The 24,944-nt window shown below is 67.3% G+C and carries 20 protein-coding genes and 2 tRNA genes; 6 read left to right on the top strand and 16 right to left on the bottom strand.

The features are described 5' to 3' along the window. Positions 1-86 precede the first annotated feature (86 nt). Positions 87-171, top strand: a tRNA-Leu gene (locus tag R4823_RS13240). A gap of 86 nt (positions 172-257) precedes the next feature. Beyond that, positions 258-342, top strand: a tRNA-Leu gene (locus R4823_RS13235). Between the two features lie 92 nt (positions 343-434). On the opposite strand, the gene R4823_RS13230 is transcribed toward R4823_RS13235, so the two are convergent. Both R4823_RS13230 and R4823_RS13225 read right to left on the bottom strand, forming a co-directional pair. Continuing rightward, positions 435-1,412, bottom strand: coding sequence for a tripartite tricarboxylate transporter substrate binding protein (locus R4823_RS13230; RefSeq protein WP_338618945.1), 978 nt, complete (start codon positions 1,410-1,412; stop codon positions 435-437). A gap of 29 nt (positions 1,413-1,441) precedes the next feature. Further along, on the bottom strand, positions 1,442-2,638 hold the full coding sequence (locus tag R4823_RS13225) for a CaiB/BaiF CoA-transferase family protein (RefSeq protein WP_087840197.1): 1,197 nt from the start codon (positions 2,636-2,638) through the stop codon (positions 1,442-1,444). 166 nt (positions 2,639-2,804) lie between these two features. On the opposite strand from R4823_RS13225, the gene prpR reads away from it, so the two are divergent. Continuing rightward, a complete protein-coding gene (gene prpR, locus R4823_RS13220; protein WP_338618942.1) occupies positions 2,805-4,799 on the top strand; it encodes a propionate catabolism operon regulatory protein PrpR in 1,995 nt (664 codons plus the stop codon). A gap of 127 nt (positions 4,800-4,926) precedes the next feature. Here prpR and R4823_RS13215 read toward each other — a convergent pair whose 3' ends face one another. The 3 genes from R4823_RS13215 to R4823_RS13205 form a co-directional block, all read right to left on the bottom strand. Further along, positions 4,927-5,463 (bottom strand): phosphoribosyltransferase, encoded by a 537-nt coding sequence (locus R4823_RS13215; protein WP_087840198.1) that lies wholly within the window; start codon positions 5,461-5,463, stop codon positions 4,927-4,929. Positions 5,464-5,526: 63 nt separating this feature from the next. Further along, positions 5,527-6,822 carry an adenylosuccinate synthase gene (locus R4823_RS13210; RefSeq protein WP_087840199.1) on the bottom strand — a complete coding sequence of 432 codons (1,296 nt, stop codon included), beginning with the start codon at positions 6,820-6,822 and terminating at the stop codon, positions 5,527-5,529. A gap of 38 nt (positions 6,823-6,860) precedes the next feature. After that, complete coding sequence (locus R4823_RS13205) at positions 6,861-8,054, bottom strand: ATP phosphoribosyltransferase regulatory subunit (protein WP_338618939.1); 1,194 nt, start codon at positions 8,052-8,054, stop codon at positions 6,861-6,863. A gap of 372 nt (positions 8,055-8,426) precedes the next feature. Between R4823_RS13205 and R4823_RS13200 the strand changes: the two genes are divergently transcribed. The 3 genes from R4823_RS13200 (at position 8,427) to R4823_RS13190 (ending at position 12,525) form a co-directional block, all read left to right on the top strand. After that, positions 8,427-9,965, top strand: a complete 1,539-nt coding sequence (locus tag R4823_RS13200) for a UbiD family decarboxylase (protein ID WP_243724352.1) — start codon at positions 8,427-8,429, stop codon at positions 9,963-9,965. A 61-nt stretch (positions 9,966-10,026) separates the two neighbouring features. Continuing rightward, the gene (locus tag R4823_RS13195) at positions 10,027-11,046 is read left to right on the top strand and encodes a tripartite tricarboxylate transporter substrate binding protein (protein WP_165962995.1); all 1,020 of its coding nucleotides are present in this window, start codon (positions 10,027-10,029) and stop codon (positions 11,044-11,046) included. A gap of 123 nt (positions 11,047-11,169) precedes the next feature. Then, positions 11,170-12,525, top strand: a complete 1,356-nt coding sequence (locus tag R4823_RS13190) for an IS5 family transposase (protein ID WP_338617978.1) — start codon at positions 11,170-11,172, stop codon at positions 12,523-12,525. 302 nt (positions 12,526-12,827) lie between these two features. On the opposite strand, the gene hflC is transcribed toward R4823_RS13190, so the two are convergent. The 11 genes from hflC to rlmN form a co-directional block, all read right to left on the bottom strand. Further along, entirely contained in the window at positions 12,828-13,700 is an 873-nt protein-coding gene (hflC, locus tag R4823_RS13185; protein ID WP_087840203.1) for a protease modulator HflC, read from the bottom strand. A gap of 15 nt (positions 13,701-13,715) precedes the next feature. Then, on the bottom strand, positions 13,716-15,017 hold the full coding sequence (gene hflK / locus R4823_RS13180) for an FtsH protease activity modulator HflK (protein WP_132978921.1): 1,302 nt from the start codon (positions 15,015-15,017) through the stop codon (positions 13,716-13,718). Positions 15,018-15,061: 44 nt separating this feature from the next. Beyond that, positions 15,062-16,213 carry a GTPase HflX gene (hflX, locus tag R4823_RS13175; protein ID WP_132978879.1) on the bottom strand — a complete coding sequence of 384 codons (1,152 nt, stop codon included), beginning with the start codon at positions 16,211-16,213 and terminating at the stop codon, positions 15,062-15,064. 34 nt (positions 16,214-16,247) lie between these two features. After that, positions 16,248-16,484, bottom strand: a complete 237-nt coding sequence (gene hfq, locus R4823_RS13170; protein WP_087780232.1) for an RNA chaperone Hfq — start codon at positions 16,482-16,484, stop codon at positions 16,248-16,250. Positions 16,485-16,657: 173 nt separating this feature from the next. Beyond that, the gene (der, locus tag R4823_RS13165) at positions 16,658-18,064 is read right to left on the bottom strand and encodes a ribosome biogenesis GTPase Der (RefSeq protein ID WP_279814952.1); all 1,407 of its coding nucleotides are present in this window, start codon (positions 18,062-18,064) and stop codon (positions 16,658-16,660) included. Positions 18,065-18,080: 16 nt separating this feature from the next. Beyond that, positions 18,081-19,259: an outer membrane protein assembly factor BamB gene (gene bamB, locus R4823_RS13160; RefSeq protein WP_087840206.1), complete on the bottom strand. Its 1,179-nt coding sequence runs from the start codon at positions 19,257-19,259 to the stop codon at positions 18,081-18,083. Continuing rightward, complete coding sequence (locus R4823_RS13155) at positions 19,259-19,891, bottom strand: tetratricopeptide repeat protein (RefSeq protein WP_338618934.1); 633 nt, start codon at positions 19,889-19,891, stop codon at positions 19,259-19,261. Before R4823_RS13155 ends, bamB begins: the two co-directional genes overlap by 1 nt. A 124-nt stretch (positions 19,892-20,015) precedes the next feature. After that, positions 20,016-21,311: a histidine--tRNA ligase gene (gene hisS, locus R4823_RS13150; RefSeq protein WP_132978881.1), complete on the bottom strand. Its 1,296-nt coding sequence runs from the start codon at positions 21,309-21,311 to the stop codon at positions 20,016-20,018. 119 nt (positions 21,312-21,430) lie between these two features. Beyond that, entirely contained in the window at positions 21,431-22,714 is a 1,284-nt protein-coding gene (ispG, locus tag R4823_RS13145) for a flavodoxin-dependent (E)-4-hydroxy-3-methylbut-2-enyl-diphosphate synthase (protein ID WP_338618931.1), read from the bottom strand. A gap of 7 nt (positions 22,715-22,721) precedes the next feature. After that, complete coding sequence (locus tag R4823_RS13140) at positions 22,722-23,654, bottom strand: RodZ domain-containing protein (protein WP_338618930.1); 933 nt, start codon at positions 23,652-23,654, stop codon at positions 22,722-22,724. A gap of 54 nt (positions 23,655-23,708) precedes the next feature. Beyond that, positions 23,709-24,923 carry a 23S rRNA (adenine(2503)-C(2))-methyltransferase RlmN gene (gene rlmN, locus R4823_RS13135; RefSeq protein ID WP_087840211.1) on the bottom strand — a complete coding sequence of 405 codons (1,215 nt, stop codon included), beginning with the start codon at positions 24,921-24,923 and terminating at the stop codon, positions 23,709-23,711. Between the last annotated feature and the right edge of the window lie 21 nt (positions 24,924-24,944).

Raw genomic sequence — 24,944 nt, 5'->3', positions numbered from 1 at the left:
CTTCTGTTGCTACTGCCCCGCATGCAACGGTACACGCAAGGAATAACTTGAGTTTACCGCAGCAAATGTTAGGCCGTTGCGACAATGCCCAGATGGCGGAATTGGTAGACGCACTAGTTTCAGGTACTAGCGCTTAGCGGCGTGGAGGTTCGAGTCCTCTTCTGGGCACCAATTCTTTGGCAGGCGCAAGCCTTCCAGGTAGTTGGAAATCCGAGTTGGAATACCCGCTCGAAGGGTGGTTTTGGTTGTACGGCAGTGCCCAGGTGGCGGAATTGGTAGACGCACTAGTTTCAGGTACTAGCGCTTAACGGCGTGGAGGTTCGAGTCCTCTCCTGGGCACCAACTGATGGCAGTTCCGGATCCGGCAGGATCCGCAGGCAAGACCCCGCAGCTTCGGTTGGCGGGGTTTTTTGTTGCCTGCGCGCATCAGGACATCAATCGATGCGGATGTTGGCCGCCTTCACCACGTCGGCGTACTTGCGCAGATCGGCCTCGATCTGGCCGCGGAACTCCGCCGGCGTATTGCCCGATGCGACGATGCCCAGCCCCGCCAAGCGCTCCTTTACCTCGGGCTGGAACACCACGGCCCGGATCTCCCGCTGCAGGCGGTCGACGATCGCGGACGGCGTGCCCGCTGGCGCCAGGATACCTATCCACGACGTCACTTCGAACCCCGGCACCGTCTCGGCCACGGTAGGCACGTCCGGCAACGACGCCAGGCGCTGCGCGCTGGACACCGCCACGGCGCGCATCTGGCCGCGCTGGATGAAGGGGTACGCTCCCGCCACGGCCGTATACAGCATGGGCAGCGTCCCGCCGACCACGTCGGCCATGGCCTGGCCGCCGCCCTTGTAGGGAATGTGGACGAAATTGGCGCCCGTGCGCACCCGCAGCAACTCCCCCGCCAGGTGCGGCGTGCTGCCGGTGCCGGCGCTGCCATACGAGACGCCGGCCGGGTTGCGCTTGGAGTAGGCGACCAGTGACGCGAAATCGGTCACCGGCAGCGCGGGGTTGGTCACGATGACCAGCGCGGCATCGCCGATCTTGCTGACGGGGGCAAGGTCGCGCAAGGTGTCGAACGGTACCTTGGCATAGACGTGGGGATTGATGACCAGGGTGCCATCGAAACCCACCACCAGCGTGTAGCCATCCGGCGCGGCCGTGGCCGCGAGCTGCGTGCCGATGTTGCCTGAAGCGCCGGGTTTGTTTTCCACCACCACCTGCTGGCCCAGCCGGTGGCCGAGGTGCTCGGCCACGATGCGGGCGCCGGTGTCGGTCACGCCGCCGGGTGCAAACGGCACGATCAGCCGGATCGGCTTGGCCGGGTACGCCTCGGCGCGGACGCTTCCGGCCGCCAGGCAAAGCGCGGCCAGCAAGGGCGCGGAAAATGCGGATAGCCATCGTATCGCCATGTTGTCTCCTCCTCGTGTTGGTCTTGTCGTCAGCCGATCACGCCTTGTCCGCGCAGGCTGGCCAGCCGGTCCGGGGCATAGCCCAGCCAGTCGCCCAGCACGGCGTCGGTCTGGGCACCCAGCCGCGGCGGCGCGCCGAAGGTCGCCGCCGCCGAGCCCGAGAGCTTGACCGGATTGCCCGGCATGCGCAGGGACGTTCCATCCGGCAGCGGCACCTCGGCCACCATGCCGCGCGCCACCACCTGCGGGTCGGCCAGCGCCTGCGCGAAGTCGTTGACCGGGCCGCAGGGAATGCGGGCGGCCTCCAGCCGCGCGAGCCAATGCGCGGTGGGCTGCTTGCGCAGCTCGGCCGAGATGATCTCGTCGATGCGAGCCTTGTCGGCGAAGCGCACCGGCTGCTGGCGATACTCCGGTCGCCGCAGCTCGGGCACGTCGATGAACTCCACGAAGCGCTCGAAGAAGGCGTCGCCGATGCAGGCGATGATGATGTGGCCGTCCGCGGTCGGATAGCAGTTGTAGGGCACGTGTACGAAATGGCCGTTGCCGATGCCCTCGGGAATCTGGCCGGACATGAAGTACATCGTGGCCATGTAGTTCAGCAGCGAAATCTGCACGTCCAGCATGGCGATGTCGACGTGCTGCCCTCTGCCCGTCCGCTCGCGCTCGACCAGGGCCGCCAGCACGCCTATCGCGCCGAAGGTGCCCCCGCCCAGGTCGCCGATGGGGATGCCGCTGCGCATCGGCCCGGTGGCCGGCGTGCCGGTGATCGACATGCCGCCGCCCATGGCCTGCACCACCTGGTCGAACGCCGGACGCTGCGTGGCCGGCCCGGTCTGCCCGAATCCCGTCACCGAGCAGGTGACGATGCGTGGATTGACCTTGGCCAGCGACGCATGATCGATACCCAGCCTTTCGGTCACTCCCACGCTGAAATTGTCGAACACCACGTCGGCGCGCCGCACCAGGTCCAGGAAGATCTCGCGGCCCGCCGGCTGCTTCAGGTCGACGCAGACGCTTTCCTTGTTCCGGTTCAGCGTGACGTAGTAGGCGCCCATGCCGTCGCGCGAATGCTGCGGGTCGTTCTCGAGCAGCCGGCGCGTGCCTTCGCCTCGCCCGGGAGGTTCGACCTTGATCGTGCGGGCGCCCAGGTCCGCCAGCAGCATGGTGCCGTAGGGCCCGGAAAGCATGTGGGTCAGATCCAGCACGGTAATGTGTTCGAGGGCCAATCCGGTATCTCCTTGAAGACGATGCCGGGACACTGCAATCCCCGTGCCATCCGAGGTTTGCGCGCCAAGCCCTTGATCCATCGGCGTTTTCCCGGAATGGCGACTTTGTCCGGACGTTTCATGGAACAATCATGAGACGAACCGTACGTCTTACCAAGACATGACCATGCCTCCCCTTTCCTCGCCTCCGTCCGGCCTGCCGCGCCTGTGCTTCGTCAGCTACCGGCACATCCGCGAACTGGCCATGCCCGTGGTCGCCGAATATGCGCAGCGGGCGCGCATCGAGGTGGTCGACGCCACGTTCGGCGATGCCCTTGCCGTGGCGCAGGACCGGGTCGAGCGCGGCATGGCCGATGCCTTCGTCAGCGCGGGTTCGAACGCCGCCACCCTGCGGGCCGGCCTGCAGGCGCCGGTGGCCACCATCCACCTGGGCGGTTTCGACCTGCTGCAGGCGCTGATCCGGGCGCGCCGGGTCGCCGATCGCGTCGGCGTGGTGATGTACGGCCAGACCATCCCCGAGCTCGACGACGTCAAGGACCTGCTGAACATCGGCATCAGCCAGCACGCCTACCGGACACCGGACGACGCCCGGCGTCGCTTCGAGACGCTGCGCAAGGAGGGATACGAGGTCATCGTCGGTTCCAGCCTGGTGGTGGAACTGGCCGAGCAGGCCGGGCTGCGGGGACTGCTGGCCTATTCCCTGGCCAGCATCCGCAAGGGATTCGACGACGCCCTGGAACTGGCCAGGGTGGCGCGCCTGGAGGCAGGCCGCTACGAGCAGTTGCACAGCGTCCTGCACAACCTGCAGGAAGCCGTGGTGGCGGTCGACCGCGAAGACCGCATCATCGCCATCAACCCGCCCATGCGCCAATTGCTGGGCAAGCCGGACGCGCTCCTGCGGAGGCAGACGCTGGGCGATCTCGAACCAGCGCTTTCCCTGCGCGCCACGCTGGCCAGCGGACGCCAGGAACGGGCCATCGCGCTGCGCTTCGGGCAGCGCGACTGGGTGGTCGACCGCACCCTGATACGGGAACATGGGGACATCGTCGGCGCGGCGCTGACGCTGCATGACGCAAGCGCCATCCAGGCGGCCGACGCCAGCCTGCGCATATTGCAGCGGCGCCAGCAACATACGGCCCGCCATACCTTCGCCAGCCTGGCCGGCCGCAGCCAGGCCATGCGCACCGCCGTCGCCACCGCCCATCGCTACGCGCGCACGGACCTGGGCGTGCTGATCACCGGCGAAAGCGGCGTCGGCAAGGAACTGTTCGCCCAGGCCATCCACAACGAAAGCCGGCGGGCGGGACGCCCCTTCGTGGCCGTGAATTGCGCGTCTTTTCCGGAGTCGCTGCTGGAAAGCGAACTGTTCGGCTACGAGGAAGGCGCCTTCACCGGATCGCGGCGCGGGGGCAAATGCGGCCTGTTCGAGGCGGCCCATACCGGGACGCTGTTCCTGGACGAGATCGGCGACATGCCCATGCCCCTGCAGACCCGGCTGTTGCGGGTGCTGCAGGAACGGGAAATCATGCGCCTGGGCGCGACCGCGCCGCTGCCCATCGACGTGCGGGTAATCGCCGCCACGCACCAGCCGTTGGAGTCATTGATCGAACAGGGCCGGTTCCGGCGCGACCTGTACTACCGCCTCAACATCCTGCGGCTGGCCCTGCCCGCGCTGCGCGAACGCCGGGACGACATCCCGGCGCTCATTCTTCCCATGGCCGACCGTTGCCTGAAACGCCTGGGGTCATCCCTGGACGCGGCCACTGCGCTGGGCCCGTGGATGGATGCGCTGCGCAGCTACCACTGGCCGGGCAACGTGCGCGAGCTGGAGAATCTGGCCGAGCGGATCGCCGTGACGCTGGCGCAGTATGCCGATGCGCGTGACATCCCGCTCGACGCGCTGGTCCATGACTGCCCTGAACTGTTCAATGCAGGCGGGGCCGGTCCGGCCGCCGGACGCCCGCTGGAGCAGCGCGTGCGCGCGGCATTGGCGCAAGCGGGAGGCCGGCGCGCCGAAGCCGCGCGGCTGCTGGGCGTCAGCCGCTCGACGTTGTGGCGATGGCTGGCCGAGCTCGATCCTGGCTCCGCTCAGGCGCACCCGCATCACGGCTTCCTCCAGGGCCAGGCCGGCCGCGGCGCCGCCATCAACGGGAACGAGTAGCTTCCGGCACACGCGGGCATGGCTGGCGTTGGCTTCGCCATCCCACCAGCCGTTCCGGATCACTGGCAGCAAAAAAGCCCGGCAGGAATGGCTCCCACCGGGCTTTCGCGCACGACGCAGGCGACGATCAGTCGCTCTTGCCCTTGCGCACCCAGGCTTCGAGCTGATACGGCCGGATGCTGTCGTAGTCCTCGAACGGCTGGTGGATCCAAGGATTGGTGGGCAGCTTCTGCACGTAATAGTCGGGCACCACCTTCGAGTGCCCCTTGAACCACAGCACGGCCGTGCGCATTTCCGTGATCGCCGTGAACTGTTGCAGCAGATGCTGGTGCACACGATCGAAGGTTACGCCCGTGTCGACCATGTCGTCGACCAGCAGCACCTTGCCTTCCAGCGTGCCGCGCGTGATCGTGATGAACTGCGCGATGTCCAGGCGGCCCTGCTCCGTGCCGGCCGCCTCGCGGTAGCTGCTGGTGGCCAGGATGCCCAGGGGCACGTCGTAGATGCGCGAGAGCACGTCGCCCACGCGCATGCCGCCGCGGGCCAGGCAGACGATCTGGTCGAACTTCCAGCCCGACTGGTGGACTTGCAGGGCCAGTTGTTCGATGAGCTGGTTGTAGCGGTCCCAGCTGATCCAGAGATCTTTGTCGGTATCTTGCTGCATGGTGTGCGGATGTTGCAAAAAAGCCCCGGATCAACCGGGGCGCCAGGATGGATTCGGATCCGATCAGGCCTTGAAGGGATGCCTCAGCACGATGGTCTCGGTGCGGTCCGGGCCGGTCGACACCAGGTCGATCGGCACGCCGCAGACTTCGGCCATCCGCTCCAGGTAGCGTCGGGCATTGACCGGGAGTTTATCGTATTCGGTCACGCCGACGGTGGATTCGGTCCAGCCGGGCATTTCCTCCAGGACCGGCTCGCTGCTGGCCACAGCCGCCGCCCCATAGGGCAGCACGTCGCGGAACTCGCCGTTGACGCGATAGCCCACGCCCAGCTTGATGGTTTCCAGGCCGTCCAGCACGTCCAGCTTGGTGATGCACAGGCCGGAGATGCCGTTCAGGCGGATCGAGCGCTTGAGCGCGGCGCCGTCGAACCAGCCGCAGCGGCGCGGCCGGCCGGTGACCGAACCGAATTCCTTGCCCACCGACGCCAGGCGCGCGCCGATGTCGTCTTCCAGCTCGGTCGGGAACGGGCCCGAGCCCACGCGCGTGGCATAGGCCTTGGTGATGCCCAGCACGTACTCGAGCTTCTGCGGTCCGACGCCCGATCCCGCCGAGGCGGCCCCGGCCACGCAGTTGCTGCTGGTGACGTACGGATAGGTACCATGGTCCACGTCCAGCAGCGCGCCCTGCGCGCCTTCGAACAGCAGCTTCTGGCCGCCGGCCGAGGCTTCGTACAGCGCGTTGGCGACGTCGGCCACCATGGGCTTGAGCACCGGAGCCAGCGCCATGGCCTGGTCGCGCACCTGCGCGGCATCCACGGCCTGGGCGCCCAGGTACTGGGTCAGCACGAAGTTGTGGTAGTCCAGCGCCTCTTCGAGCTTGGCATCGAAGGAAGCCGGATCGTACAGGTCCTGGACGCGGATGGCGCGGCGCGCGACCTTGTCCTCGTAGGCGGGGCCAATGCCGCGGCCGGTCGTGCCGATCTTGCCGGCGCCCTTGCGGGCTTCGCGCGCCTGGTCGACGGCGACGTGATACGGCAGGATCAGCGGGCAGGCTTCGGACACGCGCAGGCGCGCCCGCACCTCGACGCCGGCGGCTTCGAGCTCTTCGATTTCGCGCAGCAGCGCCTCGGGCGACAGCACCACGCCGTTGCCGATGTAGCAGGTCATGCCGGGATGCATGATGCCCGAGGGGATCAGGCGCAGGATGGTCTTCTTGCCGGCGATCCACAGGGTGTGGCCGGCATTGTGGCCGCCCTGGAAGCGGACTACCCCTTGGGCGGACTCCGCCAGCCAATCGACGATCTTGCCTTTGCCTTCGTCACCCCACTGGGTGCCGATAACCACGACGTTATTAGCCATGTTGCTTCTGCTTCTCTAAAATCCGCCCGCGACGGGCGTCAGATTGCGGTGGATGGGGATGGCCGGGCGGCGGTCTCGGCGCTGGCCAGGGGTTCGACCCGCCAGGCGCCGTCGCGCAGCACCAGCTCGCGATCGCAGACGAATTCCTGCTGATCGTGTTCATGTCCGGGCAGGATCTGGACCACGATCTGGCCGGCGGCGCGCAGCGCGCGCACGGCTTCCACCAGACCGGGCTCGAGGCCCCACGGGGCGCGCACCGCCGGACTGGCGGTGGCGGGCGCCAGCAGCCCGGCCAATTCGCGCAGATCCAGGCTGAAGCCCGTGGCCGGACGCGCACGCCCGAATACCCTGCCGACGTCGTCGTAGCGGCCGCCGCGCACGACCGCATTGGGCCAGCCGCCGCAATAGACCGCGAAGACCACGCCGGTGTGATAGTTGAAGCTGCGCACGTCGGCCAGGTCGATGCCGATGTCCACGCCCGGCAGCGCCTTGGCCAGCGCGGCCAGCATGTCCAGCGCCTGGCTGATGCGGGGCAGCGCGGGCAGCGCCGCGCGGGCCTTCTCCAGCACGTCCAGTTCGCCGTACAGCGTCGGCAGCACCTGGAGCGCCTGGGCGGTGGCCGGCGCCAGCCCGGGGCTCAGCGCCGCCAGGCCGGGGATGTCCTTTTCGCGCAGCAGGCCGAAGATCTCGTCGGCGCGGGCCGCCGCGGCCGGATCGGTTTCCAGCAGCGCCCGCACCACGTCCAGGTGGCTGAGGTCGATCCGGTAATCGGCCACGCCGGCGCGGCGGACACTTTCCAGCGCCAGTTGCAGGATTTCGATGTCGGCCTCGGGGCCGGCATGGCCATACAGCTCGGCGCCGATCTGCAGCGGCTCGCGCGTGGCCCAGAGACCGCGCGGCAAGGTGTGCAGCACGCTTCCGCAATAGCACAGGCGGGTGGTGCCGGCCCGGTTGAGCAGGTGCGCGTCGATGCGCGTCACCTGGGGCGTCATGTCGGCCCGAATGCCGAGCGAGCGGCCCGACATCTGGTCCACCAGTTTGAAGGTGTGCAGGTCCATATCGCCTCCGCTGGCCGACAGCAGCGAGTCGAGGTACTCCACCAGCGGCGGCATGACGAGCTCATAGCCATAGGTGCGGTACAGGTCCAGCAACAAGCGGCGCAATTCTTCTATGCGCCGGGCCTCGGCCGGCAGGATGTCTGCCAGGCTTTCGGGCAACAGCCATTTGCCCATGCGGGGATCTCGCAAACGATTCAATGAAAACGATGGACGAAAAAAAAGCGGCTGCGGGTATGCACACGTGCAAGCCCATCAACCGCTTCTTCCAAGCTTGGGTCGCCCGAATCGCACCAAGTTGGTGCAATGATGAATTCGGACATACCTCTTGGCTTACACGCTATTGTCCGCTCGAATCACGACAAAATCAAGCTTGCGTGGTGCGGGGCCGACGCATTGTTCACGTTCTTCTATCACGTCATTCAAATGTTTTGCTTACGCCCCACGGTGGGGTGCATTTAAATAACGCGGCAGCCCGGACCGATGGGCGGCGCCGCGACGGCGGCGGCCCGGAGGTCCTCTTTCCCGAACCAGCCCCCGGAGACCGCCGTGCCTTCGCCTTCCCCCGCCCTGCCCGACCTGGACGCCTTCCGTCTCAGACGTTTCCTGGAATCCCTGGACGAGGGTGCCCTGCTGCGCGAGCCCGAAGCGGCCTTGCGCGACGTCGCCGCCATCCTGGAGCGCAGCCCCAAGGCGGTCCTCATCGAACGCCCGGGCGGCGCCGACACGCCGCTGTGCGGCAACGCCGCGGGCAGCCGCGAACGGCTCGCCCTGGCATTCGGCACGACGCCGGCCGAACTGCCCGCCGAAGTGACCCGGCGGCTGCGCAACCGGCCCGAGTTCGTGGAAATCCCGGCGTCCCGGGCCCCCGTCCAGCAGATCGTCCTGCAAGGCGATGACTGCGACCTTACCCGGTTGCCCGTCCACCTGCAGCACGGACTGGACGGAGCGCCCTATATTTCCGCCTCCATCGATTTCACGCGGGACCCCGACACCGGCTGGACCAACGTGGGCGTGCGCCGCCTCATGCTGCGCGGCCGCCGCACGGCCGGGATAGACCTGGTCGCGCCGTCGGACCTGCGCGCCCTGTACCTGAAGCAGGCGGGCCGCGGCCAGCGGGTACCCATCGCCTTCGCGGTGGGCTCGAACCCCATCGACCACATCGCCGCCACCATGCGCATTCCCGGCGACGAGCTGGGCCTGCTTTCCAGCCTGCGGGCCGCCCCGCTGCCCGTGGTCAAGTGCGTGACCAACGACCTGCTGGTGCCGGCCGACGCGGAATTCATCATCGAAGGCTATCTGGACGAGGCCGGCCACGTCGAGCCCGAGGGCCCCTACGGCGAGTTCCTGGGCTACTACGGCGTGGTCAAGAAGAATCCGCTGTTCCACGTGACGGCCATCACGCGCCGGCGCGACGCCGTGTTCCAGACCGCCACCATCAGCGGCCCCAACATGGCCTGGACCGATACCGCGCAGCTGAACGCGCTGCGCACCGAAGTGATGATCTGGCGCGCGCTCGAGACCGCGGTGCGGGAAGTGCGCGGCGTCTTCGCCGCGCCGGCCAACGGCGGCATGTTCAACGTGCGCATCGCCTTGCAGCAGCGCGTGCCGGGCGAGGCCCGCAACGCCATCGCCGCGGTGTTCGGCTCGCTCTCGAACGTCAAGCACGTATTCGTGGTCGATCCCGACATCGACATCTTCTCGGATGCGCAGATGGACTGGGCCCTGGGCACCCGATTCCAGGCCGATCGCGACCTGGTGATCCAGACCGGCATGCGCGCCATGCCGCTGGACCCCTCGCTGAACGGCGCCCGCACCGGGGCCAAGGCGGGTTTCGACCTGACCCTGCCCCTGCTCGCCCCGGGCACGCAACGTCCCCTGGAATACCGGGTTCCCGCCGCCCCGCGCTACGAGGGCGCCCGCTTCGCCTCCCTCGAGGAAGCGCTGGAGGACGGCCCCAAGTACTTCGAGGAGCTGATGGCCGCGACCGGCAGCGACGACGGCCGCGAGATCGTGCGCTGGCTGGAGGATACCGCCGGCAAGCGTCCCCTGGCCCGGGATGAAGAAGGCCGCTACCACTTCCGTTGATTTTCCACGGCAAACGACGGGGCGGCGGCACGGCCGACCAGCCCCGCACAGGAGACACGCCATGACCCAACCGCTGAGCCGGCGCCCCGCCGGCCTGGATACCCATCGCCGTACCCTGCTCGCGGCGCTTGCCGCCACGGGGCTGTTCGCCTGCCAGCCGGCGTCCGCCCAGGATGCCGCGACCGATTTCCCGACCAAGCCGATCCGGATCATCTCCCCCCACTCGGCCGGCGGGCTGGGCGATACCTTCGCCCGCTACATCGCTCAGCAACTGTCGGCGACCTTCAACCAGCCCGTGATCGTGGAAAACCGCCCCGGCGCCAGCCAGACCATCGCCGCCGAGACCGTGGCCAAGGCACCGCCCGACGGCTATACGCTGCTGATCGCCACGCAAAGCGCCATGGTGTTCAATCCCCTGCTGCGCAAGCAGCTGCCCTACGATTCGCAGCGGGACTTCACCCCCATCTCCATGCTGTTCGACACGCCCACCTACCTGGTGGTCAACAAGGCCCTGCCCATGCGCACCGTGGCCGACCTCATCGCCGCCGCCAAAGCCTCGCCCGGCAAGTACACCTATGCCTCGCTGGGCTCCGGCAGCTCGCACCATCTGCTGGCGGAAATGTTCAAGAAACAGGCCGGCGTGGACATCCTGCACGTGCCCTACAAGGGCAGCTCCAATGCCAGCACGGACCTGATCGCCGGCCAGGTCGACATGATGTTCGAAGGCGGCGCCTCGTCCCTGCCCCACGTCCGCGCCGGCAAGCTCACGGCGCTGGCCACTTCGGGTGAAAAGCGCACCGAGATCATGCCCGACCTGCCCACGATCAACGAAACGCTGCCAGGCTTCAGCGCCAACGTCTGGTTCGCCCTGTCCGGCCCCGCCGGCATGCCGGCCCCCGTCGTCGCCAAACTGAACCGCGAAGTCGTCCGTATCCTGAAGCAACCCGCCACGCACGACAAATTCGTCGACCTAGGCGTGGAACTGCTGCCCAGCACCCCCCAGGAAATGGCCGACCGCATCCGCACGGAAATCCCCGAATGGCGCGCCGTCGTCAAAGCCGCTGGCATTACTCCTGAGTAGTCCGCCCTGAACAATGCGCAATCCCTTGATCTGAAACGTGGTTCTGCTGATTGATGGGCCCGGGATTTGCAAGGTATGGTTTTGCCAGTGCCTGTTTTCTTGCAAATTCCTCCAAAGAATCCCATGGGTCCAAAGCCTTCGCAGCCGCAAACGGCCGAGCTGTTCCGTCCAAGGCTGGACGAGCAGATCAACATGCAGCACCCGCTGGTCAGACTGGCCGCGCTGATCGACTGGGCCGAGATTGAGCGCACGTTCGCGCTGTCGTTCACTTCCGGCCGAGGCAGGCCCGCGTTGGCGCCGCGCCTGGTTGCCGGGCTGCTGTACCTGCAGCACACCTTCAATGCTTCCGACGAAGCCGTGGTCAACACCTGGGTGGAGAACCCGTACTGGCAGTTCTTCTGTGGCGAGACCTATCTGCAGACCGAACTGCCCATCGACCCGTCCAGTCTGACGCGCTGGAGAAAACGCATTGGAGAAGAAGGGGTGGAAACGCTGCTTGCGGCCAGCATCGATGCTGCCCGGCGTGGTGGCGTCATCCGCAAGGCCAGCACGCAGCAGGTGATCGTGGACACCACCGTCATGCCCAAGGCCATCGCCCATCCCACCGACAGCCGGCTGTTGGACAAGAGCCGCCAGCACCTGGTCAAGGTCGCCGAGGACAACGGACTGCGGCTGCGCCAGAACTACAACCGCGTGGCCCCTCGGCTGGCCGCACAGATCGGTCGCTACGCGCACGCCAAGCAGTTCAAGCGCATGAAGAAGGCCGTGCGCACGCTGCGCACCCGTGTGGGCCGCGTGCATCGTGAGGTGCAGCGCCAGTTGCATGTGCTGCCCGAAGCGGCCCAGGCCAAGGTGCAGGACCTGCTGCAGCGCACCGGCCGCATCCTGACCCAGCGCACGAAGGACAAGAACAAGCTGTACGCCCTGCACGCGCCCGAGGTGGAGTGCATCAGCAAAGGCAAAGCCAGGACACCGTACGAGTTCGGTGTGAAGGTCAGCATCGCCACCACGTTGAAGGAGGGCCTGGTGGTGGGCATGCGCTCCATGCCGGGCAACCCCTATGACGGGCACACGCTGGCCGAGACGCTGGAGCAAGTGGGCATCCTCACCGGCACGGACAGGCCACCCGCCACAGCCATCGTGGACAAGGGCTACCGGGGCGTGGAGATCGAAGGCGTGCGCATCCTGCGCTCGGGACAACGGCGTGGCATCACCCGGACGCTCAAGGCCATGATCCGTCGGCGCAGCGCCATCGAGCCGGCCATTGGGCACATGAAGATGGACGGGCGGCTCGCCCGCAATCCGCTCAAAGGGGCGCTGGGCGATGCGCTGCACGCGGTGATGTGCGGCGCAGGGCACAACCTGCGCCTGATCCTGGCCGCGCTGCGGCTTTATTGCGTCCGCGTCGGCCTGCCGATGCAGCCGGTCATTGCAGCACTGCTCGCCGCTCCGGTCGAGAACCGACCGCCCTGCTGCTAAGAACCGAATTGTTCAGGGCGGACTGAGTAGGGGGCCCCCCCCTACGCGCTGACGCGCGCCCCCCAGGGGGCGGCACTGGCGGACCGGCGGAGCCGGATCCGCTGTGCCCTGGGTCTGGGGGGACCGCAAATACAAGAACGGCCTTGCTTGCACGCAAGGCCGTTTTCTTTTTCAACCGAACCGGATGCCAGGCAATATCGCCAGTCTCCGCCAGCCCTTTGGTACCCCAGGATGCGGTGGATCCGGCTTTGCCGGTCCACCCGCATCGCCCCCTGGGGGGCGCCCGGAGGGCGTAGGGGGGGTCAATTCGCAGCTGGTGATTTCATGAAGCGGAAGAACTCCGAACTCGGGTCCACCACCAGCATGTCGGACTTGGAGCCGAACGAGCTGCGGTAGGCTTCCAGGCTCTTGTAGAAGCGATAGAAGTCGCGGTCCTGGCCGAAGGCCTGCGCGTAGACGGCGGAGGCCTTGGCGTCGCCCTCGCCCTTGATTTCCTGGGCCTTGCGGTAGGCTTCGGCCAGGATGACCTCGCGCTGGCGGTCGGCATCGGCACGGATCTTCTCGCCCTCGGCGGCGCCGATGGAACGCTGCTCGTTGGCCACGCGCTTGCGCTCGGCTTCCATCCGGCGATAGACCGACTCGGAGATCTCGGGCACGAAATCCACGCGCTTGAGACGCACGTCGACGATCTCGACCCCCAGGAGCTTGGCCGCCGCTTCGGTGTTGGTGCGGATCTCCTGCATGATCTTGTCACGCTCCTTGGAGGTGACGTCGTTCACGGTGCGGCGGTTGATCGAGGCATTCAGCGCATCGCGGATCAGCGCCAGCAGGCGCTCCTGCGCCGCACGCTCGTTACCGCCGAAGGTGACGTAGTAGGTGCGCGGATTGGAGATGCGCCACTTCACGAAAGCGTCGATCAGCAGGTTCTTCTTTTCCGAGGTCTGCACCCGCTCGCTGTCGGCGGAGTCGATGGTCAGGATGCGCTTGTCGAACTGCTGCACGTTCTGGAACGGCGGCGGCAGCTTGAAATACAGGCCAGGTTCGTCGATGACTTCCTTGATTTCACCCAGGGCGAAGACGACGGCATAGTTGCGTTCGTTGACGACGAACACGCACGACGACAATACGGCCACCCCCACGAGTAGACCGATTACCGCAGGAATCAAACGGTCCATGCTATTCCTTCTCGATTATCTGTTGCGGTCCCGCGAGCGCAGCGCGTCGCGTCCAGCTTCCGGCAGCACGCTGCCGGCCAGCGGCGGCGGCACGTTCACGGACGAGGAGCCGCTCGCGGCGGACGACGAGCGCGCCCCGGCCGCGGACTCGTGCGACACCTGCTGCATCAGCTTGTCCAGCGGCAGGTACAGCAGGTTGCTGCCGTTGCGCGTGTCCACCAGCACCTTCGAGGTGTTGGTGAAGACCTGCTGCATGGTCTCGAGATAGAGGCGGTCCCGCGTGACCTGCGGCGCCTTCTTGTACTCGGTCAGCACCTGGGAGAAGCGCGCGGCGTCGCCCTCGGCGCTCTCGACGATGCGCTGGCGGTAGGCCTCGGCTTCCTGGATCAGGCGCGACGCGGCGCCCGAGGCGCGGGGAACCACGTCGTTGGCATAGGCCTGGCCTTCGTTGATCTGGCGCTCGCGGTCCTGCCCGGCCTTGACCGCGTCGTCGAACGCGGCCTGCACCTGCTCGGGCGGCTGGGCGTTCTGGATCGCCACGGTGCTGACCAGGACGCCGGTACGGTACAGATCCATGATCTGCTGCATCAGCGCCGCGACTTCCGTGGCCACTTCGGTACGCCCCTCGTACAGCACGAAGTCCATCTTCTTCTTGCCGACGATCTCGCGCATGGCGGTCTCGGCGGCCTGCTTGACCGCTTCGTCGGGACCACGGTTGTTGAAGAGGTAATCGCGCGCGCCCGTTTCCTTCAACCGGTACTGGACCACGAACTGCATGTCGACGATGTTCTCGTCGTCGGTCAGCATCAGGGACTCCTGCAACACCTTGCTGCGCGAGGTATTGCGGAAGCCCACCTCGATGGTGCGCAATTGCGAGAGATTGACGGTCTCGTGGCTCTGGATGGGATACGGCAGGCGCCATTGGAAACCCGCCCGCGTGGTTTCCTTGTACTTGCCGAACTGCGTGATGACGGCGACCTGCCCTTCCTGGACGATGAAGAAGCCCGAGGCGAGCCACAGCAGGGCCACCACGACCACGACGACCAGCAGGCCGACGCCGGTACCCCGCGAGGACGGCGAAAAACGGCCACCGCCGTTGTTGCCGCCGCCGGGAGGCCCCGAGGGCTTGCGGCCGAACAGGCCGCTGAGCCTGCGGTTGAAATCGCGCCACAACTCGTCGAGATCCGGCGGTCCGCCGTTATTGTTGTCCCGTCCGTCGTTCTGTGGACGCCGGGGAGGCTCGTTGCCGGAGCCACCGCCGCTTCCGCGGCCCCAGTTCGAGTCGTTCAGATTGAATATTCGAGTTATCGCAGGCAGACGCATCTTTGTAGTAAGCGAAGCGGACGGGCCGAACCCGTCGCCTAGGATCGGGCGTCGGCCGTGGGGCCGACGGACGAAGACAGCGTACGAAAGCGTGGGTCGCTACTATTATTACCTGTGACCACGGGATCTGCCTGTCCGGCCTCGACGATGGCACCCCGCAGTGCATCCAGGCCGGTACGTTCGATCGCGCTGACGAACACTCGCGAGATCGTACCATGCTCGTCGCGCTCGACTCCCGCCTCGTGGCTGCTGCGGTCGATCTTGTTGTAGACCAGGATGCGGGGAATGTCCGCCGCCCCGATCTCCTCCAGGACCTTGTCGACCTCGGCGATCTGTTCGTCGCGCTGGGGGCTGGACGCGTCCACGACATGCAGCAGCAGGTCGGCATGGACGGTTTCCTCGAGCGTGGCCTTGAACGCCGCGATGAGCGTATGCGGCAACTCGCGGATGAAGCCGACGGTGTCGGACACGACCACCGAACCGGCACCCTCGATCCAGATGCGCCGGGTGGTGGTGTCCAGGGTGGCGAAGAGCTGGTCGGCCGCATAGACGTCGGCCCGGGTCAGCGCGTTGAACAGCGTGGACTTGCCGGCGTTGGTATAGCCCACCAGCGAGACCGAGAGCGCCCCGCCCCGCGCGCGCGAACGGCGCTGGGTCTGCCGCTGTCGTTCGAGCTTGTCCAGGCGCTCGCGCAGGTACCGGACCTTGTCGCCGATCATGCGGCGGTCCATTTCCAGCTGGGATTCACCCGGGCCCCGCATGCCTATGCCGCCGCGCTGGCGTTCCAGGTGGGACCACATCCGGGTCAGGCGCGTGGCCAGGTGCTGCAACTGGGCCAGCTCGACCTGGAGCTTGCCTTCGTGGCTATGGGCGCGCAACGCGAAGATGTCCAGGATGAGTGCGACCCGGTCCACCACCCGTATCTTCAGGGCGCGTTCCAGGTTGCGCTGCTGGGCAGGCGTCAGGTTGTGGTTGAACAGGATGATCTCGGCCTGGCCGGCCGCAGCCGCCAGGGCGATTTCTTCCGCCTTGCCCGACCCCACGAAGAGCGCTGCATCAGGACGCGCCCGTCGGGCAATGATGGTGTCGACGATCTGCGCGCCGGCCCCCTTGGCCAGCATGATGAATTCGTCGGTCTGGGCCTGGAACTCGGGCTCGCCGAAGTCCACGCTGACGATCAGCGCGCGCATCAGCGGCCCGTGGTTCTGCCCGGTAGGAGTTGGATTAGTCTGCAGCGGCTTCAACCTGGAAATTGACCGGGCGCGAGGGCACGACGGTCGAAATGGCGTGTTTGTAGACCATTTGTGTCACGGTATTGCGCAGCAGGACTACGTACTGATCGAAGGATTCGATCTGGCCTTGCAGCTTGATGCCGTTGACGAGGTAAATGGAGACGGGTACGTGCTCTTTACGCAGCACGTTAAGGAAGGGGTCTTGTAGCAATTGCCCTTTATTGCTCATTAGTGGGCTCCTGGATGTGTTTTTCTTGGCGGATGCCAACTCTGTTACTGTACCGGGTTTTCCCCAGGGAAACTAGCGAATCTCAAAACTGAGAAGAAGACCGCTTTTTTCCCCAAATCCCATGTGGGGACGCGGTTACGTTCCCACAAGAGCACGTCCCGGAAGATACTCGGTTACCCCGCCTTGTCGAGATAAGGATTCCTCGAGTTTCTGAACTCGATTCTCAATGGAGTGCCTTCGAGCCGGAAAGTTTCCCGGAACCGGGTTTCGAGGAACCTGCGATACGAATCGGGGATTTCGTCCAGGGCGCTGCCATGGACCACGATCAGCGGCGGATTCTGGCCACCCTGGTGGGCGTAGCGCAGCTTGGGCCGGAAGATTCCCTTGCGCGGCGGTTGCTGCTGCTCGACCGCGGCCTGCAGCGTGCGGGTCAGCTTGGGCGTGGAAAGCTTGGCGAAGGCCGCCGCATGGGCCGACTCGATGGACTTGAGCAGCGGCCCGATGCCGGCGCCGCGCAGCGCCGATACCGTATGCATCTTGGCGAACGACAGGAAGCGCAGCTTGCGTTCGAACTCGCGCTTGATCTCGTCGCGGCGCTCGCTGTCGGCGCGGTCCCACTTGTTGATCGCCACCACCAGCGCGCGCCCGGTCTCCAGCACGAAACCGGCGATGTGGGCGTCCTGCTCGGAGATTTCCGCGCTGGCGTCCAGCATCAGCAGCACGACGTTGCTGGCCTCGATCGCCTGCAGCGTCTTGATGACGGAGAATTTCTCGATCGCCTCGAACACCTTGCCGCGCTTGCGCAGTCCGGCGGTGTCGATCAGGGTGTAGCGGCGCCCGCCCCGCTCGAACTCGATCTCGATGGCGTCGCGGGTGGTGCCCGGCTGGTCGAAGGCGATGACCCGCTCCTCGCCCAGCAGCGTATTCACGAGCGTGGACTTGCCGACGTTCGGACGCCCGACGATGGCGAGCTTGATGCGGTGGTCGATGGCGTCGACCGGCGAGAAGGCTTCCTCGTCCGTTTGCCGGGCCATTTCGGCGGCTTCGTCGTCGTCCACCTCGGGCGCCGTCTCGACCAGGCCTTGCAGCGCCTCCTCGATCATGTCCACCACGCCGTCGCCATGGGCGGACGAAATCGCGTGCGGCTCGCCCAGCCCCAGTTCGTAGAACTCGGCCGCGGCGGCGGCGCGCGACATGCCTTCCACCTTGTTGACCGCCAGCAGCACCTTGCGCCCGGAACGGCGCAGGCGCTCGGCGATCTCGCGGTCATGGCCGGTCAGGCCCACGCGTCCGTCGGTCAGGAACACGATGGCGTCGGCCTCGTCCACCGCCTGCACGGTCTGCTTGGCCATCTCGGCCATGATGCCGTTCTTGGCCACCGGCTCGAAACCACCGGTGTCCACGACGATGAAGGGATGATCCCCCACCCTGCCCTCGCCATAGTGGCGATCGCGCGTGAGCCCGGGGAAATCGGCCACGAGCGCGTCGCGCGAGCGGGTCAGCCGGTTGAACAACGTGGATTTGCCCACGTTGGGCCGTCCCACCAGGACGACCACCGGTTTGAAGACAGCGGGTTTCATCGTCGAAAAGCCTTGCTCATTGACCGACATTGATCAGGGTCAGATTACCCTTGGAAGTCTGCACCAGCACCCCGCGGTCGGTCGCCACGGGCTGGGAAAGAATGGCGCTGCCGTCGGTGGCGATGCGCGCCAGCAGGGTGCCGTCCTCGCGTTGCAGGAAATGCACGTAGCCCTGGTAGTCGCCCAGGGCGATGGCGCGGCCCACCGAGGCCGGCGCGGTCAGGCCGCGGTTCTGCAGCACGTCCTGTTTCCAAATGTTCGCGCCGCTGTCCAGGGCGAAGCCGAAGACCACGCTGCGGTCGTTCGCCGCATAGGCGAAGCGCACGTCGGCGGTCAGGCCGGTCACGCTGGAGAACTCGCGGGACCAGGTCGAATTGCCCGACCCCACGTCGAAGCAGTTGATGCGGCCCTGGTAGGTGACGGCGCACAGTTGGCGGCCCGAGATGACGGGCGCGCCGACCACGTCGGCCACGCGCTCGAGTTCGCTCGCGCCGCTGGGGTTGGCGACCGTGCCTTCCCAGCGCACCGCGCCGCTGTTCGTGGCGATGGCGATCAGCTTGCCGCCCGGCAGGCCGGTAAAGATATAGCCGCCGGAGAGCAGCATTTCGCCCGGCGCGCGCAGGGCCAGGGCCGGGCCCGGACGCTGGACGCTCCAGCGGCGCTTGCCGCTCTCGGCGTCGTATGCCTGGATGCGGTAGTCGCCGCTGCGCACCACCACCAGGCCCTCGCCCACCAGGGGCGGAATGGTGATCTCGCTGGATGCCTGGGCGCGCCATTTGATCGCGCCGGTATCGTCGAAGGCGATCACTTCGCCGCGCGGCGTCGCGACCGCCGTCACCCGGCCGTCGCTGCCCACGCCCGCGGACAAATCGGTCTTGGCCGAGGAGCGCCAGATCTCGGCACCGGTGGCCAGCGCGTATTTGCCGACCGAACCGTTGCCCGTGGCGGCGTAGACCGCGTCGCCGACGACCACGGGCACGAAGCCCACGCCGCCCTTGCTGCCCACCGACACCGACCAGCCGCTGCTGACCGGCAGCGTGGCGTTGAAGTTGGTGAGCGGAGCCGGCGGATAACGCGGCTTCTCGCTCGAGAACAGGGAACATCCGGCCAGGGCCAGCACTGCCGCCAGCGCGGCGGCGCGGCGCAGGTGGCGCCAGCCCAGGCGCTCGCCGGTAAAGCCGTTATGCAACGTCATCAAGCGCCTCCCAGGGCATCGAGTTTCAGTTGGATGGACGAGCGCAGGTCGGTCGACGCGTCGAGCTTGGCCAGCGCCTCTTCATAGGCCTTGCGCGCCTCGTCCCGCTTGCCCTGCCCGGCCAGCACGTCGCCCCGGCGGTCGGCGTACAGCGCGGCAAAGGATGCGGGCGGCTGCGGCGCCAGCACACCCAGCGCCTCGTCGTAGCTCTTCTCGTCCAGCAGCAGGCCCGCCAGTCGCAGGCGGGCCACGGCGGCCAGGGCCTCGTCGCCGCTGCGATCGGCCACCCATTGCAACTGGGCGCGGGCCGAGCGGGCGTCGCCGGCTTTTTCATAGGCATGGGCGGCCAGCAGCGCGGCGCGCGGGGCGTAGCCCGTGCCCGAATACTGTTCCAGGATGGTGCCGGCGGTATCCTTGACGCGAGTCAGGTCGCCCGCCTCGGCTGCCTTCTCCAGGGCCTCGAACTGCGCCAGGGCGTTCGCGGCCTGGTTGCGCTGGTACCACTGCCAGCCATTCCAGGCGGCCGCGGCCAGCAGCATGATGGTCGCCACGGCAAGGATGAAGTTACCGTACTTCGCCCACCATGCCTTGAGGGATTCCAGTTGTTCCTGTTCTTCGATGTCGTAGGCCATTTATGCCCCGGTTGATGTGGTGATCGCAAGAGTTGTGGCGGGCCGGCCGGCGGCCCGTGCGGACTCCGAGAGCCGCAAGATTAACGGATTCGGCGCCGATTCGTATCCGGGCCCGCGCGCACGGCTATTCAGGGCCGCCCGCCCGGACCAGTTCCTCTACCAGGAAAGCCGGCAACTCGGCCATGGCGACGCGGCGCTGGGCCACGCCCTCGGCCCGCAGCGCCTTGACGCTGGCCGCGCCTTCGGCCATTTCGTCCTCGCCCAGGATGACGGCGTATTCCGCCCCGCTGCCGTCGGCGCGCTTCATCTGCGACTTGAAGCTGCCGCCGCCGCAGTGCAGGACGACGTCCAGGCCCGCATCGCGCAGGTCCTCGGCCAGCCGCATCGCCGCGCGCGCCGCGGGCTCGCCCTGGTGCAACACATAGACGTCGCACTCGGGCTGCGGTTCCGCGGGCTGCGCCTGGGACCACAGGTCCAGCAGTCGTTCGACGCCGATGGCAAAGCCCACGGCCGGCGTCGGCTTGCCGCCCAGCAGCGAAACCAGGCCGTCGTAGCGGCCACCGCCGCACACCGTGCCCTGGGCGCCCAGGCGATCGGTCACCCACTCGAACACGGTCAGGTTGTAATAGTCCAGGCCCCGCACCAGCCGGGGGTTCACCCGGTAGCCGATGCCCGCATCCTCGAGCCGCTGGCGCACGCCGTCGAAATGGGCCCGCGAGGCCTCGCCCAGGTAGTCCAGCAGGCGCGGCGCGTTGTCGGCCATCTCCTGCAACGCCGGATTCTTGGTATCCAGGACGCGCAGCGGATTCGTGTACAGCCGGCGCTGGCCGTCCTCGTCCAGCTGGTCCTTGAACCCTTCCAGGTAGGTGATCAAGGCCTGCCGGTGCGCCAGGCGCTCCTCGGCCGAGCCCAGCGAATTGATCTCCAGCCGGATGTCCGTCAGGCCCAGGATCTTCCAGAGCCGCGCCAGCATCAGGATCAGCTCGACGTCGACGTCCGGCCCGGCAAAACCCAGGGCTTCCACGTCGATCTGGTGGAACTGGCGGTAGCGGCCGCGCTGCGGGCGTTCATGGCGGAATACCGGCCCGATCGCGAACACCCGCTGGGGCCGGTCGTAGGTCAGGTTGTGCTCGATGGTGGCGCGCACCATGCCCGCGGTGAACTCAGGACGCATCGTCAGCGACTCGCCGTTCAGCGAATCGGTGAAGCTGTACATCTCTTTCTCGACGATGTCGGTGACTTCGCCGATCCCGCGCGTGAAAAGCCGCGTCTGTTCGAGCACGGGGGTGCGCAGGTTGCGGTAGCCATAGCTGCGCAGCCACTCGCGCACCAGCGACTCCAGCCGCTCCCACTGGCCCGAATCGGCCGGCAGGATGTCGTTCATGCCGCGGATCGCGGTCACTTTCTTGAAACTATTCATGTAGGTCCCCCCCCTACGCGCTTCGCGCGCCCCCCCCCGGGGGGCGGCACTGGCGGACCGGCGGAGCCGGATCCGCTGTGCCCTGGATTGCCGTCCAGGGGCTGCTAGGGGTGTAAAGGTTATCTCTTGCTGTAGCGATTCTCGACGTAGCTTTCCACCAATGCCTGGAACTCCCGGGCGATGTGTTCGCCCTTGAGCGTGACCGAGCGCTGGCCGTCGATGAAGACCGGCGCGACCGGCTGCTCGCCCGTGCCCGGCAGGCTGATGCCGATGTCCGCGAACTTGCTCTCGCCCGGGCCGTTGACCACGCAGCCCATGACCGCGACGTGCAGGTTCTCGGCACCCGGGTATTTCAGGCGCCACACGGGCATCTGCGCGCGCAGGTAGCTCTGGATGTCGGCGGCCAGTTCCTGGAACACCGTGCTGCTGGTCCGGCCGCAGCCCGGACAGGCGACGACCACCGGCGCGAAGGCGCGCAGGCCCAGGCTTTGCAGGATCTCCTGGGCCACCACGACCTCGCGGGCACGGTCGCCGTTGGGCTCCGGCGTCAGCGATACGCGGATCGTATCGCCTATACCCTCCTGCAGCAGGATGCCCATCGCCGCGGTCGAGGCCACGATGCCCTTGCTGCCCATGCCCGCCTCGGTCAATCCCAGGTGCAGCGGGTAGTCGCAGCGGCGCGAGATGTCGCGGTAGACCGCGATCAGGTCCTGGGCGTTGCTGACCTTGCACGACAGGATGATGCGGTCGCCCGGCAGGCCCAGTTCCTCGGCGCGCCGGGCATTGTCGATCGCGGATACCACCAGCGCGTCGCGCATCACGGACTGGGCATCCCAGGGCCGCGCCCGGCGGCCGTTCTCGTCCATCATGCGGGCCAGCAGGTCCTGGTCCAGGCTGCCCCAGTTCACGCCTATGCGCACCGGTTTCTCGTGGCGGCAGGCCACCTCGATCATCTGCGCGAAATTGTCGTCGCGCTTCTTCCCCGCGCCCATGTTCCCGGGGTTGATGCGGTACTTGGACAGCGCCTGCGCGCACTCCGGATACTGGGTCAGCAGCTTGTGGCCGTTGTAGTGGAAATCGCCCACCAGCGGCACATCCACGCCTATGCGGTCGAGCTGCTCGCGTATCGCGGGCACCTCGCGGGCCGCCTCGGCGGTATTCACGGTGATACGCACCACCTCGGAGCCGGCCAGGGCCAGCTCCTTGACCTGGATCGCGGTGGCGATGGCGTCGGCCGTGTCCGTGTTGGTCATGGACTGCACCATGACCGGCGCATCGCCGCCGACGGCGACCGACTTGCCTTCCCAGGAGATGCGGACCTGGCGCGTGGGCCGGCGGGCCGCCGGGCCGGCGGGGAACGGCTCGGCCTCGGCGTTGGCGGTCGTGGACGGACTAGGATTCATGATGCGGCTACTGGAGGGTGAGCCGGGCGACGTTGTCCCGGCGATACGGCGCGAGATCGACGGGCGCGCCGCGCCAGGTCAAGTCTACCCCGTTGACATTGCCGATCACGACACGATACGGGGCGCCCGCCACGTCCAGCTCATACGGTTCGCCGGCGGGAATGATCCGCGACACCGCCACGGTGCCGTCGGCGCGCCGGACTTCCACCCAGCTTGCCTGCTTCAGGGTCAGGGCAAGGCCGGGCGCCGGAGCTGGCGCCGCTGCGGCGGGGGCCGGTTCGGGCGCAGGCGTGGGTAGGGGCGCGGGTGCGACCGGAGCGGTGGACGCCGGCGCGGCCTCCGCCGGCGTGGCCGGCGCCGGTTCAGCCGTCGTGGCCAGCGGCGTTTCAGTCTGGACCGAGGTCATGCCTGCCGCGGGCGTCTCCAGGCCGGCCGTGGAAGCCTGCCCGAACGAAAGCTTGCCTTGCTGGCTGAGCGCGTAGCCCAGCAGGACCAGCGCCAGCACCGCCATCACGCCGCCCACCAGCCAAGGGGCCAGCCTCCTGCGGCTGGCGGCCACCGGCCAGGCGCGGCCCGACGAATGCGCCAGCGGGCTGGACAACGACGACGCCTGCTCGAGCGACACCGGATCGGCCACCTGCAGCTGCGGCGACAGCGCCTGCAGCAAAGGCGCCGGATCCTGGTCCAGCAGCCGTGCGTAATTGCGCACGAAGCCCCGCAGCGGCATGCCTTGCGGCAGCTCGCTCCACTGTTCGTTCTCGAGCGCGCGGATCTGGCGCACGGCGAACTTCAGGCGATCGGACACATATTCCTGCGACCAGCCACGCGCCTCGCGCAGGCGTGCCAGCTCCCGCCCTACCGACGACGAAGACGGCGAGCCGGCGGCGGGCGCCTGGCCCTCCTGCCTTCCGGCGGCACCGGTTTCGTGGGGTTCAGACATCGACGACTCCTTGTCCGGCCCTGCCGCAACGGCCGGACCGGCACCGCGGTTGCATCATTCGCGCACCTCCACGATGCGGCCGAAGCGGGTCTCGCCCGCCAGGCGTTCCTTGAGGCGGGTGCGATCCTTGACCTCGCCGGCCAACTGCCCGCAGGCCGCGTCGATGTCGTCGCCGCGCGTCTTGCGCACGGTGGTGACGATGCCGGCGTCCATCAGGCGCTGCGCGAACAGCCTGACACGGGCCGTGGGCGAGCGCTTGAGCCCGGACTGCGGGAAGGGATTGAACGGAATGAGGTTGAACTTGCACGACACCTGCCGCGCAATGTCTATCAATTGCTTGGCATGCTCGTCGCCATCGTTGATGCCGTCGAGCATGACGTATTCGAAAGTGATGAAGTCGCGCGGGGCGAACTCGAGGTAGCGCTGGCACGCCGCGATCAGCTCCCGCAGCGGATACTTGCGGTTCAGCGGCACGAGGTCGTCGCGCAACGCGTCGTTGGGCGCGTGCAGCGACACCGCCAGCGCGACCGGGCAGTCGCGCGAGAGACGGTCCATCATCGGCACCACGCCCGACGTCGACACCGTGACCCGGCGGCGCGACAACCCATAGGCATTGTCGTCCAGCATCAGGCGCAGCGCCGATACCGTGTTGTCGTAGTTGAGCAGGGGTTCGCCCATGCCCATCATGACGACGTTGCTGATGACCCGGTCGTCCTGCGTGGCCAGCGGCGCGGGCATGCCGCCCGACAGGCGCGCGCCGTCGCGGTCGGCCTCGACCGTGCGGCGCGCCAGCCACAGCTGGCCGATGATCTCGTCGACCCCCAGGTTGCGGTTGAAGCCCTGGTGGCCGGTGGAACAGAAACGGCAGGCGACGGTGCAGCCGGCCTGCGTCGATATGCACAGCGTGCCGCGGTCGTCCTCGGGAATGAAGACGGTTTCGATGGCATTGCCGTTGCCGACGTCCAGCAGCCACTTGCGCGTGCCGTCGGCCGACTTGTGGGCGGTGACGACCTCGGGCAGCCGTACCTCGCAATGTCGCGCGAGCTTTTCGCGGAAGGACTTGGCCAGATCCGACATCTGCTCGAAATCGTCCACGCCGCGCTGGTGCAGCCAGCGCTGCAACTGCTTGGCGCGGAACGGCTTGTCCCCCCATTTTTCCACCAGCGAGGCGAGCTCGGCCCCGTCCAGCCCCAGCAGGTTGATGCGCGGGGATTCGGAACGTGGAACCTCGGCCTGCGCGGCCTCGGCGAGCGGCGAGATAGTATTCATCCCGGCCTCCTGGGAAAAACG

This window comes from Pigmentiphaga sp. CHJ604 (genome assembly GCF_036972535.1).
GTDB classification, from domain to species: domain Bacteria; phylum Pseudomonadota; class Gammaproteobacteria; order Burkholderiales; family Burkholderiaceae_B; genus Pigmentiphaga; species Pigmentiphaga daeguensis.
This window is presented reverse-complemented; position numbering and strand designations above follow the sequence as displayed.

Coding starts and splice junctions, on each gene's coding strand:
- hflX (WP_132978879.1), bottom strand. CDS start 16,213: ATGCGCGCGCTGATCGTCAGCGTGGACTTCGGCGAGCCCGAGTTCCAG.
- R4823_RS13190 (WP_338617978.1), top strand. CDS start 11,170: ATGGGTCCAAAGCCTTCGCAGCCGCAAACGGCCGAGCTGTTCCGTCCA.
- der (WP_279814952.1), bottom strand. CDS start 18,064: ATGAAACCCGCTGTCTTCAAACCGGTGGTCGTCCTGGTGGGACGGCCC.
- R4823_RS13215 (WP_087840198.1), bottom strand. CDS start 5,463: ATGCAGCAAGATACCGACAAAGATCTCTGGATCAGCTGGGACCGCTAC.
- R4823_RS13155 (WP_338618934.1), bottom strand. CDS start 19,891: ATGGCCTACGACATCGAAGAACAGGAACAACTGGAATCCCTCAAGGCA.
- prpR (WP_338618942.1), top strand. CDS start 2,805: ATGCCTCCCCTTTCCTCGCCTCCGTCCGGCCTGCCGCGCCTGTGCTTC.
- R4823_RS13140 (WP_338618930.1), bottom strand. CDS start 23,654: ATGTCTGAACCCCACGAAACCGGTGCCGCCGGAAGGCAGGAGGGCCAG.
- rlmN (WP_087840211.1), bottom strand. CDS start 24,923: ATGAATACTATCTCGCCGCTCGCCGAGGCCGCGCAGGCCGAGGTTCCA.
- bamB (WP_087840206.1), bottom strand. CDS start 19,259: ATGACGTTGCATAACGGCTTTACCGGCGAGCGCCTGGGCTGGCGCCAC.
- R4823_RS13210 (WP_087840199.1), bottom strand. CDS start 6,822: ATGGCTAATAACGTCGTGGTTATCGGCACCCAGTGGGGTGACGAAGGC.
- R4823_RS13230 (WP_338618945.1), bottom strand. CDS start 1,412: ATGGCGATACGATGGCTATCCGCATTTTCCGCGCCCTTGCTGGCCGCG.
- hisS (WP_132978881.1), bottom strand. CDS start 21,311: ATGAATAGTTTCAAGAAAGTGACCGCGATCCGCGGCATGAACGACATC.
- hfq (WP_087780232.1), bottom strand. CDS start 16,484: ATGAGCAATAAAGGGCAATTGCTACAAGACCCCTTCCTTAACGTGCTG.
- R4823_RS13195 (WP_165962995.1), top strand. CDS start 10,027: ATGACCCAACCGCTGAGCCGGCGCCCCGCCGGCCTGGATACCCATCGC.
- hflC (WP_087840203.1), bottom strand. CDS start 13,700: ATGGACCGTTTGATTCCTGCGGTAATCGGTCTACTCGTGGGGGTGGCC.
- ispG (WP_338618931.1), bottom strand. CDS start 22,714: ATGAATCCTAGTCCGTCCACGACCGCCAACGCCGAGGCCGAGCCGTTC.
- R4823_RS13205 (WP_338618939.1), bottom strand. CDS start 8,054: ATGGGCAAATGGCTGTTGCCCGAAAGCCTGGCAGACATCCTGCCGGCC.